The organism is Sedimentibacter sp. MB31-C6, from assembly GCF_035934735.1.
Lineage (GTDB): Bacteria > Bacillota > Clostridia > Tissierellales > Sedimentibacteraceae > Sedimentibacter.
The window spans coordinates 2,083,998-2,096,280 of the sequence record NZ_CP142396.1 but is presented as its reverse complement, the minus strand read 5'-3'; the positions used below and the strand labels follow the sequence as shown (position 1 = coordinate 2,096,280).

8 protein-coding genes, 1 tRNA gene and 1 other annotated feature are annotated in these 12,283 nt (G+C 29.9%); all 9 genes read right to left on the bottom strand.

Features of this window, described 5'->3' with window-relative positions; all coding sequences use genetic code 11:
- Positions 1-102 precede the first annotated feature (102 nt).
- Positions 103-336: a binding site (T-box leader), on the bottom strand.
- Between the two features lie 165 nt (positions 337-501).
- Positions 502-2,295 carry a phosphoenolpyruvate carboxykinase (GTP) gene (locus U8307_RS09955; RefSeq protein WP_326907472.1) on the bottom strand — a complete coding sequence of 598 codons (1,794 nt, stop codon included), beginning with the start codon at positions 2,293-2,295 and terminating at the stop codon, positions 502-504.
- Between the two features lie 360 nt (positions 2,296-2,655).
- Positions 2,656-4,029 (bottom strand): Na+/H+ antiporter NhaC family protein, encoded by a 1,374-nt coding sequence (locus tag U8307_RS09950; RefSeq protein ID WP_326907470.1) that lies wholly within the window; start codon positions 4,027-4,029, stop codon positions 2,656-2,658.
- A gap of 16 nt (positions 4,030-4,045) precedes the next feature.
- A complete protein-coding gene (locus U8307_RS09945) occupies positions 4,046-4,723 on the bottom strand; it encodes a DUF554 domain-containing protein (protein ID WP_326907468.1) in 678 nt (225 codons plus the stop codon).
- Between the two features lie 15 nt (positions 4,724-4,738).
- Positions 4,739-5,605, bottom strand: a complete 867-nt coding sequence (rsmI, locus tag U8307_RS09940) for a 16S rRNA (cytidine(1402)-2'-O)-methyltransferase (protein ID WP_326907466.1) — start codon at positions 5,603-5,605, stop codon at positions 4,739-4,741.
- On the bottom strand, positions 5,602-7,458 hold the full coding sequence (gene recQ / locus U8307_RS09935; RefSeq protein WP_326907465.1) for a DNA helicase RecQ: 1,857 nt from the start codon (positions 7,456-7,458) through the stop codon (positions 5,602-5,604). The genes rsmI and recQ overlap by 4 nt, the downstream gene beginning before the upstream one ends.
- A 78-nt stretch (positions 7,459-7,536) precedes the next feature.
- Positions 7,537-7,623: transfer RNA gene (locus U8307_RS09930), tRNA-Leu, on the bottom strand.
- Positions 7,624-7,709: 86 nt separating this feature from the next.
- On the bottom strand, positions 7,710-8,963 hold the full coding sequence (locus tag U8307_RS09925; protein WP_326907463.1) for a DNA recombination protein RmuC: 1,254 nt from the start codon (positions 8,961-8,963) through the stop codon (positions 7,710-7,712).
- Positions 8,964-9,091: 128 nt separating this feature from the next.
- Complete coding sequence (locus U8307_RS09920; RefSeq protein ID WP_326907462.1) at positions 9,092-10,105, bottom strand: aspartate-semialdehyde dehydrogenase; 1,014 nt, start codon at positions 10,103-10,105, stop codon at positions 9,092-9,094.
- Between the two features lie 284 nt (positions 10,106-10,389).
- A complete protein-coding gene (locus U8307_RS09915; protein WP_326907461.1) occupies positions 10,390-12,162 on the bottom strand; it encodes a putative glycoside hydrolase in 1,773 nt (590 codons plus the stop codon).
- Between the last annotated feature and the right edge of the window lie 121 nt (positions 12,163-12,283).

Below are 12,283 nucleotides of genomic sequence, written 5' to 3'. Positions count from 1 at the left end.
ATACATTTAAATTTATATATTATAACTTTGGCCAAAGTTTAAAATATCGTAAAATAAAAAATCTTTCATTCCTATAAATATATTTACATTTGCAAATATACTTATAGGGACGAAAGATTCCGCGGTACCACCCTTATTATGATATGATAATATCATCACTCTTCGAGGTCTAACAACCTCTAACCCTTTAACGTAGGTAAACGTGTTTGTCTACTCGGTCTTCCTTTTAACAAACCTGCTCCGTAGTGTATATTATATTTCTCCGCTACTGGCTCTCAGCTACCACCAATTCTCTGTAAACGTATAAAATATTTTTCTCTACATCAATGCTTTACTTATTACATCGTATATTACTCTAATTAATTTTAAATGTCAAGAGTTTTTTTAAAAAATATAAAAAATATAAAAAATATAAAAATTAAAAATATAAAAAAGGGAACGATAAATTATTAATACATTATCCATCGCTCCATAATTATTTTTCTATTTGTTTTGCATTATCTATGCAACAATAGAAGATAAGTAATTATTTAAGTTGTTTTTCAATGTGTTAAGTTCTTTAGATAACTCTTCAGGTATTTTACTGCCAAATTTCTTATAGAATTCTTCAATACCTGCAACATCTTCTAACCACGACTCACAATCAATAGTAAGTAAATTTTCTAACTGTTTATGTGATATATTCAATCCTTCAAGCTTTATATCTTGAACTTTTGGTAAATATCCAATAGGGGAAACTTCTGCATCCACCTCTTTGTCACATCTTCTTAATATCCACTCTAATATTCTAAAGTTTTCACCAAATCCTGGCCATAAAAACTCTCCATCTTCATTTGTACGGAACCAATTAACATGGAATATTTTTGGAGCATTATTAATTTTCTTACCCATGTTAAGCCAATGTGCAAAGTAATCTCCCATATTATATCCACAGAAAGGAAGCATTGCCATAGGATCTCTCCTTACAACTCCAACTTTTCCTGTAGCAGCTGCCGTAGTCTCTGAAGCTAGTATTGAACCTACAAAAACTCCATGTTGCCAATTACGAGATTGATAAACAAGAGGAGCTGTTTTTGCTCGTCTACCACCAAATATAAAAGCTGAAATAGGAACTCCATTTGGTGATTCCCATTCAGAGGAAATACTAGGACAATTTCTTGCAGGAGCTGTAAATCTTGAGTTAGGGTGCGCTCCTTTTTCTTGAGATTTTTTACCATTCCAAGGATTACCCTTCCAATCAAGTCCATTTTCAGGAGGATTGTCATCAAACTTCTCCCACCATATAGTATCATCATCTAAGTTATATACTACATTTGTAAATATTGTATCCTTCATTGTAGACATCATAGCATTATAGTTAGATTTTTTACTTGTTCCTGGAGCTACGCCAAAAAATCCTGCCTCTGGATTTATTGCCCACAAAGTTCCATCTTCTTTTATTCGAAGCCATGCTATATCATCTCCAACAGTCCAAACTTTATAACCTTTTTTCCTATAAATTTCAGGTGGTATAAGCATCGCTAAATTAGTTTTACCACAAGCAGATGGAAATGCTGCTGCAACATATTTCACTTCTTTTTTTGGGTTTTCAATTCCTAATATAAGCATATGCTCAGCCATCCAGCCTTCCTTCCAGCCTTGATATGATGCAATTCTTAAAGCAAAACATTTTTTCCCTAATAAAACATTTCCACCATATGCAGAGTTACAAGACCATATCGTGTTATCTTCTGGAAAATGGAAAATGTATCTATTGTTTAAATCTAAAGTGCATTTAGAATGTACCCCCCTTACAAAGTCATTCGAATCACCAAGTACGTCTAAAGCTTTTTGACCTATCCTAGTCATAATATTCATGCTGAGTACTACATAAATTGAATCAGTTATTTCAAATCCAACTTTAGAAAACGGGGAACCGATAGGACCCATAGAGTAAGGTATTACATACATAGTCCTTCCTATCATTGAATTTTTGAAGATTTCCCTTCCTAGCTCATAAGCATCATCAGGACTCATCCAATTATTATTAGGTCCCGCATTTTCTTTTTCTCTAGAACATATAAAAGTTCTATCTTCCATACGAGCTACATCATTGGAATGTGACTTATGATAGTAACATCCAGGATATTTTTCCTTGTTTAATTGCTTTAGCTCACCGGTGCTGCATCCTTCATTGCGAAGTTTGTTTAATTGTTCATCACTACCATCAATCCACATTACTTCACTAGGATTTGTCAATGATACTATTTGGTTTATCCATTTTAAAACATTTTGGTTTGAAGTCAAAGCTTGCATGTAGACATGCCTCCTATTATTTTATTATATATGTTATATTATATCATAAAAAATAAGTAAATGTGTTATAATATATTACAAACATAGGTATTATATAACGCATTTACTTAAATAGCAATGAATAATTTATATTTCTTTTTATTTTAATATTTTCCTTATGTTACTTAAACAAAGAAGGAATTATAACAAATTTCTTGAGTTTCTTCGGCTTCTCAAAAGTAAGGTATATACTTAAATCAATTACTACACAAAAACAATGACATATTTTGTAATATGTCATTGTTAAAAAACCGGGACGCATACAATGCGTCCCCTACGTCTGTTGATTCATATTATTTCATTATGCAATACGCTGCGTCCCTACGATAGATATTTTACATTGTCCTTTTTTCTATATAATATATAAGTTACGATAATTGTCATTAAAGGACATATATATAGTAAAGATGCGTATGGCCCATATTGATTCGCCGATACACCAACTATTGGTTCTAATAAAAATGAGTTTACATTCCAAGCCATAAGTGGTGCAATAATTACACCAGTATCAGATATTGTTCTCGCTAAGACTATGTTATCTAAATTAAATTCTTTGTATTTTTCTTTCAAAACTTCAGCTGGTAAAATAATACCTACAGTTTGATCACAAGTTATAGTAGTCATCAAGCTACTTATGAATCCAGTTCTCAAAATTAAGCTAACTTTCGTTTTAACGCCCTTCATAAGTTTATTCATCAGAGGTATTAAAATATTCCCTACTTCAAATAGCTTTACGAGAGAAACACCTCCTATTACTACAAGAATTACTTCAATCATAGAAAGCATTCCGCCACTAACTAGCATTGAATTTAATACAACTGAAGAAGTATTGCCTTGATAACCAAATAATATAGCTTTAATAATACTTAAAAATGATGTACCCTGAAATATTATACTTAAAACTATGCCTATTACTACACCAGTGCCTATTGTTACTATTGAGTTAACCCCCAGTATAGATAAAGTAAGGACAATTAAAGGTAATATTAAAAGTAATAGGTTCATGTTGTAGCCTTCAGATATTGCATTTTTATATAAATTAAGCTGACTATAATCACCCGAGGTATAATTTAATCCTATGAAGTAATATACTATTGCTGTTATTATTATAGTAGGAATCAATGTTATCAGTAAACCTTTGACTAACTCTTTATAGCTTTTATTTAAAGTTGTCATAATTAAATTTACTAAGCCTGATAAGGGTGAAATTTTATCTGCAATGAAAGCACCTGAAACTATAACTCCTACCATTATTTCAACTGGAATACCAAGTCCTATTCCAATTCCATTTAACGAAATTCCTACAGTACTAATTGATCCAACAGCTGTACCCATAAACAACGATACTATAACCATTATTAGAAAAGCTGCTACTAAAAAATTAATACCTTCCATATAGGAAAAACCATAATACATAATCGTAGGAACAACTCCTGAAGAAAGCCATATAGAAGTTGTAGCTCCTATAAGTAATATAACTAAACATAAATGTCTAACTTCAAATGCGGCTTTACATATAGTTTTACATAATAAGCCGACACTATATCCGCTTTTATAAAGAATTGCACTTGTAAACAATATTCCCAATAAAAAGCCAACATATAATGGAATTGATAATATAATACAACTTACAATAAAAATTGTACTAATACCCATTATTATAAATGGATTAACTTTCAACTCTTTTTTATTCAATTTTTCACCTCAAAAATTATTGAAAAATCAAAAAATAAAGTATTGGCAAAAAAACAGCTGGTAACATATTACCTACTTTTATTCTTTTAATTTCAAGGAAGTTAAGCCCTATCGCCATTATCAAAACTCCACCAACTGATGTCATTTCATTTATAACAGCATCATTCAATATTGATTGTAAGAATTGTGCCAAAATAGTTATTGTTCCTTGATAAATAAACACACTAATACTTGAAAAAACAACTCCTATACCCATAGAAACAGCCATAGAAATAGAAATAATACCGTCAAGTAGTGCTTTCGAAAATAAAATTTCATTGTTGCCAGTCAACCCACTTTGTATAGATCCTACAATAGCCATAGACCCAACACAATAAACAAGGGTGCAAGAAACGAAACCAGCAGTTATATTGCTTTCCTTGTTCTTCAATTTGTCTTGTACCGCAGCTCCTAGGTTGTCCAACCTTGCTTCAATATCTAATAACTCTCCAATAAATGTTCCAATTAATATTGAAATTATTAAAAGTGTTAAATTTTCACCAGATAAACTTAATTTAATACCTATTGCTACAACCGCTAAACCAGATGCTTTAAGTAAAGAATCAGAAAGTTTTTCAGGTATAATATTTTTAAAGAAAAAACCAACAAGTCCACCTATTATGATTGCTAATGAATTTACTATTGTGCCTAACATATATATTCCTTTCTGTTATAAAAAACTTTCTATGAATTTTTTTACTTCTAAAGAAGCTTTGTATGCTTCATTTTTTGAGGCAATTCCTTCTTCAACAATTGCATTTACAGCTTCCTTTAAAGAATATTCCTTTTGCATTATTTTGTCAAATATAATTCCATGAATTCCTACATTTATTTCTGGCGATTCTTTTTCTTTAAAATCATTATTATAACCTACTAATACATATTCTCCTCTTTCTACATCTATATGATTTAAAAGTTTATCTAGAACTAACTCCACTCCGCCAAAAAAAGAATTTTCGTGAAGTTTCGTAAGCTCCTTACATACACATAAACTCGCATTTGGCATAACATCTTTAATTGCTTCAACTAATTTTATAATTCTTTTAGGAGATTCATATACAACGAATGTTTTAATATGATTATGACGAATATCTTTTAACGATTCAATAAGTTCACTTTTCTTCCTAGGCAAAAACCCATAAAATACAAATTGACTAGTATCTAAACCTGCTATAGAAAGTGCAATTATTGCTGCTGATGCTCCAGCTAAACCTATTACTTCTATATTATTTTCCCTAGCTATTTTAACTAATTCATATCCAGGGTCAGATATACATGGAGTGCCTGCATCTGTAACTAAAGCAATATTTTTTTCTTCATATAAAATTTCGTCAATTATTTCTTGACTCCGGCTTTTTTCATTAAATTTATGATAAGATATAAGCTTTGTTTTTATGTCAAAATAGTTTAAGAGTTTTTGAGTATGTCTCGTATCTTCAGCTAATATTAAATCACATTCTTTTAAGGTTTCAATCCCTCTTTCAGTCATATCTTTTAAATTTCCAATAGGTGTTGGAACTACATATAATTTACTCATCTTTCTCTCCAGTCTTTGTTAAGCGCGTTAGGGGTGCATTGGGGACTGTCCCCGGTGCACCCGGTATTCTTTTCTATGTAATCTTTTATAATTTCTATAAATTTATCTCCATACCTTTCAGCCTTAATTTCTCCAACTCCTGATATATTTAGTATCTCTTCTTTGTTTAAAGGATATTTTGAGCTCATTTCTTTCAATGTAGCATCTGAAAATACTACAAAAGGAGGTACTTTTAAGTTTTCCGAAATTTCTTTTCTCTTTCTTCTCAACATCTCAAACAATTTTTTTTCATATATAATTGATTTACTATCTATTACATCTTTTTTGTTAATTACTTTTTTAATAAATACTTCTTGCTTTCCCCTTAATACAGCATTTCCTAATTTTGATATATTTAAAACAGGATATTTATCTCCTGTAATATTTATAAATCCATCAGCAATTAAATAAGAAATTATTTCTTTAAGTCCTTCTCTATTAAAATCCTTCATTATTCCATATGTACTTATTTTATTAAAATTAAAAGATCTTATTCTTTGATTATTGCTACCTTTAAGTACATCTATAACTACATTCATTCCAAATCTTTCACCCATTCTATAGATACAAGATAGTATTTTCTGAGATTCAATTGTAATATTCTCACTTTGAATTTCACTTAAACAATTACTACAATTATTACAGTTTTCTTTATTATAATTGTTATCAAAATAATTGATTATATGCTTTCTTAAACATTTATCAGTGTTACAATAATTAACCATTTCTCTAAGTTTAGCGTAATCATTTGACTTATTCAAACTGTCACTGCTATTTTCAATAAGAAAGTTGTTCATAACAATATCCGAAGGACTATACAAAAGTATACAATCAGAAGGTTCTCCATCTCTACCAGCTCTACCTGCCTCTTGATAATAACTCTCTATATTCTTAGGCATATTGTAATGAATTACATATCTAATATCCGACTTGTCAATTCCCATACCAAAAGCATTTGTTGCAACGATAATATCTGCATTGTCGTATAAAAAATCCTCTTGATTCTTACTTCTAACTGCATCACTTAAACCTGCGTGATATTTTACGGTCTTATATCCAGATTTTATAAGTCTTTCATAAACTTCATCTGTAAGTTTTCTAGTAAGACAATAAATAATTCCCGATTTGCCTCTATATTCTTCAACATATTTTGATATATATGGATATTTTTTGTTAATTTTAATTACTTCAAACTTTAAATTTTCTCTATCAAAACCTGTTATAATTTCAAAATAATTGTCTAGTCCTATAAGATTAATTATGTCTTCTTTTACAGACTTAGTGGCAGTTGCAGTAAAAGTAGCTACTATTGGTTTTTCTTCTGATATGCCTTTTAGACTTTTAATTTTTAAATAACTTGGTCTAAAGTCATGTCCCCATTGTGATACGCAATGAGCTTCATCAACTGCTATCATTGATACTTTTATATTTTTTATAAGTTCTAAGAAATTTTCAGATTCCAATCTTTCAGGGGCTACGTATAAAAGTTTATATTTATTATCTTTTGTTTCTGACATAATACATTTTAATTCATTTATTGATAAAGTACTATTAATATATGCTGCTGATATTCCTAATTGTTGTAAAGTATCAACTTGGTCTTTCATTAGTGAAATGAGAGGCGAAATAACTATAACTGTTCCTTCCATCATCAATGCTGGAATTTGATAACAAAGAGACTTTCCACCGCCAGTTGGCATTATTGCCAAAACATCTTTATGCAATAGTATATTTTCTATTATTTCTTTTTGTCCTTCTTTGAAAGTTTCATATCCGTAATATTTTTTTAGCAGTTCTAATGCTTTTTCTAACATAGTTCCCCCATCTAAATTTTTCTTACTGTTAAAAAAAGCCTATAAAATTGTTATGTACAATTTTATAGGCTATCAATATGGTGCCGCAGAAGGGACTTGAACCCCCACGGTGTTGCCACCAACGGATTTTGAGTCCGTCACGTCTGCCAATTCCATCACTGCGGCAAAATGCTACTTTAAGATAGTAGCATAATATTAAGTAAAAAGCAAGACTTTTTTTCTGTTTTTATTAGATAACCTACTGGTAATTTTTATTCAATTATAGCTCCCACTTCAATTTCGTCTTGATAATCTTCAATTTCAACTTTTGATATCATATCAAACTTTTTCTCAATTTTATTTGACGTAATATTTATTGTATCTACATCATCAGAAACTCTTTTAATATCCCTTGCCAAAGAATCCCACCTAGTTTTATACCTCTTAAATTCTTTACCCAGCTTATTAAGTTCCTCATGTATAATACTTGCATATTTTTCTCTTTCCATATTCCTTAAAACTACTTGTACGGTAGATAAAACAGACATTAAAGTTGTAGGCGAAGCTATCCATACCTTTTTAGTTCCTGCATAATCTATTAAATCCTGATGATAGGCATTTATTTCTGCAAATATCGCTTCTGCAGGAATAAATAAAATTGCTTGTTCTGAAGTAACATCTTCTATTATGTACTTAGTAGCTATATCGTTAATATGCTTTTTAACATTATTTTTAAAATCTTTTATAAATTGTTTTCTTTCTATTTCTGAAATGCTCTTATCAATCATTCTTTGATAATTTTCTAATGGAAATTTAGAATCAATACAAAGTGTACCTACTGGTTCGGGTATATAAAGAGCCGCATCAACTATAGTATCATTAGGTAATTTTTTTTGCAGTTCATAAATTTTACTACTTTTTTCACCAAATATAGATGATAAAATATGTTTTAATTGTACTTCACCAAAAGTACCTCTACTTTTTTTATCTGTTAATATATCTTGTAAAGATACAATATTTGTTGACAAACTATCTATTTTCTTTTGTGCCTCATCTATTTTTGATAGTCTTTCTAATATATTTCCGAAAGTTTTCTTTGTTTTTTCAAATCCTTCATTAAGCCTTTCTTCTACTCTAATATTAATTTTATCAAGACTTGTACTGATTTTTTCATTTAAAGTAGAAAAGTTATTATTTAAACTTTCAGTGAGTTTATTATTTGAATCATTGATACTTTTAGAAGTATTATCCCGAAAATTACTGAAAGCTTCAGTCATTATTCTTGTATTTTGCTCTAATTTTTCAACTGTCTCCATTTTATTTGTCAAAAGTTCTCTTAATTGTTTCTGCTCTGATTCGGATATTTTTCTTGTAACAGATTCAGTTATATTTGAATTGCTTTGATTTAAATATACCTTTAATTCAGATATTGTTTCTCCTGAATTTTTATTTTGTAATGACTTAATTAATACTACAATATTAATTAATATAGAAAATAAAAGCAAAATAATAATTATTAATTCCATGAAAATACCTCCACTCCATTAATAATACTTTATACCATATATATATGTTTGTCCAATGTTTTTTATTGACATCCCCCACTGTAGAGTATGCATTTTATGCATACCGCGGGACGCATGCAATGCGTTCCCTACAGTAAATTTTCTTTTACTAGAACTTCTGCTATTTGAACAGCATTTGTTGCTGCTCCTTTTCTTACTTGGTCGCCACAACACCACAATACCAGAGAATTTTCACTACTTATATCTTTTCTTATTCTTCCTACATATATTAAATCTTGGTCAGTAGTATCTAATGGCATTGGATATTTTTTATTTACTAAGTCATCTACCAACTTAACGCCTTGAGCCTTTGATAATAGTTCCTTTGCCTTATCCGGTGTTATTTCCTTTTCTGTCTCTATTGTAATAGATTCTGAGTGACTTCTGTACACTGGAACTCTAACACATGTACAATTTACTTTTAAATCAGGATTGTGGAATATTTTTCTACCTTCATTTTGTAACTTCATTTCTTCTTCAGAATACCCCATATCATCAAAGTTCCCTATTTGAGGAATAACATTATATGCAATTTGATATTGGAATGTTTTTATTTCAACAGGCTTGTCTTGATTTGCATCTTGTATTTGCTGTTCCAACTCTTTTATTCCATTAACTCCTGCACCAGAAACTGCTTGATAAGTTGATACAACCATTTTTTTGATTTTAGAATACTTATTTAATTCGCTTAACGCTGTTAATGCTATAATAGTTGAACAATTTGGATTCGCTATAATACCATTATGTTTTTTAACATCTTCATAATTTACCTCAGGTACTACTAGAGGTACATTTTCGTTTAATCTAAATGCGCTACTATTATCAACTACTACAGCTCCTGCTTTAACAGCAGCTGGTGATAATGCTTCACTTATATAATTTTCCGCAGCACACAATACTACATGAATATTTTCAAATGATTTCTCAGTGGCTTCTTCAATAACATATTTATTACCTTTAAATTCTATTTTTTCACCTGCACTTCTCTTACTAGCTAAAAGCTTTAACTCATTTAACGGAAAATTCCTTTCTTCTAAAACTTTCAACATTTCTTTTCCTACTGCACCAGTGGCTCCTAAAATTGCTACATTATATTTTTTCATAATAACTCCTTTTGAATCTCTGTTTTGTATATTAATTATTATAATATCGAATTGGCATAATAAATATTATAACAACATATTTTTCAATGTCAAGTTTTTTGTTTATTAATTGCCTACGATTGTATTAGTTTTACATACACTATAGTTTGCGTGTATATAAAAAGAGTTGCTTCGCAAGGACGTTCCGTCCTTTGCAATCCTCGTTTTTTATTATAGGAAAGGAGAACTTTCCTATATAATAAAAAACGGGACGCATACAATTGCGTCCCTACAAGAAATTACGATTAATTAAAATTAGCTTGTATCTTCCAAATATTATTTTCTTTTATAGCCACCCATTTAACATTATCTTTTTCTATAATTTCTGATGTTCCATTTTTTGTAGTTTCAAGTTTATAATACAAATCTACAGTTGCTTTATTTTCATCATTTTCATCAATTTGATAACTGTATACCTTGTAATTTAATAGATTATTTCCTTTAGATTGTTCTATCTCAACAAATTTCTCAAATTCCTTATCCCTGTCTCCAACAGGAGTCATTAAATACATATAACTGTATCTTTCAGTCATCATTCCTGATAAATATTTATCTGCTGCATCAGAAGGTGATTTTTCTTTATAATCAAGTTCTCCTTTATCAACAGGATAATTTGACTTTTTCTCTATATCACTTAGTATATATGAATAAGGATCATATGAGTTAGCTGGATTCCAAATCATATACTCATTTATACCTAATTCTTTTGCTGCAATTATTTGATCTCTAATTTTTTTAGGTCCATATTCTATTCCAGCCCAATCAAAATCCTGTATCCAAGGTCTTATAATTGGTGGTTTTTCCATAGACGAATTTTTCTCTAACGCTTCTTCCATAGCTCCTTTAACAACTAAATAAGGTTCTGCATTAGGATTCTCTAAATTATACCATCCAGTTGAATAATGGCTAGGATATACCATAGGAGCCATATTATCAACATGCTCTCCCATTAAAATCCATGTTTGTCCTATATCTTCTGGGTAATCATCCCATGTTCTTGTTATCAATCCGAAAACATCTGCTCCTAAAAAAACATTATATGGTTCGAGTTCTTTATAAGCATATTCTAAAAAGTCAGCCACTGCTTCATCTTTATCTCTTCCGTCTCTTCCTGGAAACTCTGTTATAGGATTGTAATGTTTAGCTCCATCAGGAAAACGAACATAATCAAATTGAATTTCGTCAAATCCTAAAAGTGCAGCTTCCTTAGCTATAGCTATATTATAATCCCATACATATTTATCAAAAGGATTTATCCAAGGAATATTCCCGCTGTTAGGGTCCAACCAAGTTCCTCCTGTTTTCAATTGTATTGAATGTTCTGGACTTAATACCGCAAAGTTCTTATCCTTAAAAGCAACTATTCTACCTATTGTATAAATATCATATTCATTTAATATTTCAATCATATTATTAATATCTTTAATAGGAATAGGCGTATTCTCGTTCATATCTTGAACTATTTTAACTTGACTTTCATAGGTAATAAAGCCATTATCATCCTTAACATTTATAACAATAGCATTTATTTCTGTACCAATTGCAAGTCCAACTATTCGTTCAAACTTATTAGCAGCTTCAGCTTTTGGATAAAGTTCATTAATCTTCTTTGTGTCGTTATCCGCCAAAGCTTTTACATACTCGCCATATGCATCAATATTATCTCTATTTAATTCATTGCCCGCTGTATAACCGGTTGCATACAGTGCTTTTACTTCAACTGGTGTTTTTTCTCTTTCTTCTCCTATTGGAACTAAAGGAACATAAAATTCTCCAAGTTCTTCTTTTCTCTTTTTTTCTAATTCTTCTCTTTCTGCTATTTTCTTTTCTAATTCAAGTTTTGCTTTTTCTTCTTCAGAAATTTCATCTTTTTCTTCATTTTCGTGATTTTCTTCTGAAGGTTCTAATATTTCTTCCTCCTCAGGTGTGGATGTATTCCCTTGTACTGGATTAGAACAAGCGGTTAAAATTATTGATAATAATAAAAATATAATAGCGCATTTAATTTTCTTAGTCATAAGTCCTCCCGATTTTGTCAATCAATGTTAATAGATATTAGCAAACAATATACATTCAATTGTTACCCATCACCCAACTGTTGTTAATTAATTGTTCATAATATTTTAACATATTGTATAC

Coding starts and splice junctions, on each gene's coding strand:
- recQ (WP_326907465.1), bottom strand. CDS start 7,458: ATGTTAGAAAAAGCATTAGAACTGCTAAAAAAATATTACGGATATGAA.
- U8307_RS09955 (WP_326907472.1), bottom strand. CDS start 2,295: ATGCAAGCTTTGACTTCAAACCAAAATGTTTTAAAATGGATAAACCAA.
- U8307_RS09945 (WP_326907468.1), bottom strand. CDS start 4,723: ATGTTAGGCACAATAGTAAATTCATTAGCAATCATAATAGGTGGACTT.
- U8307_RS09925 (WP_326907463.1), bottom strand. CDS start 8,963: ATGGAATTAATAATTATTATTTTGCTTTTATTTTCTATATTAATTAAT.
- U8307_RS09920 (WP_326907462.1), bottom strand. CDS start 10,105: ATGAAAAAATATAATGTAGCAATTTTAGGAGCCACTGGTGCAGTAGGA.
- U8307_RS09915 (WP_326907461.1), bottom strand. CDS start 12,162: ATGACTAAGAAAATTAAATGCGCTATTATATTTTTATTATTATCAATA.
- rsmI (WP_326907466.1), bottom strand. CDS start 5,605: ATGAGTAAATTATATGTAGTTCCAACACCTATTGGAAATTTAAAAGAT.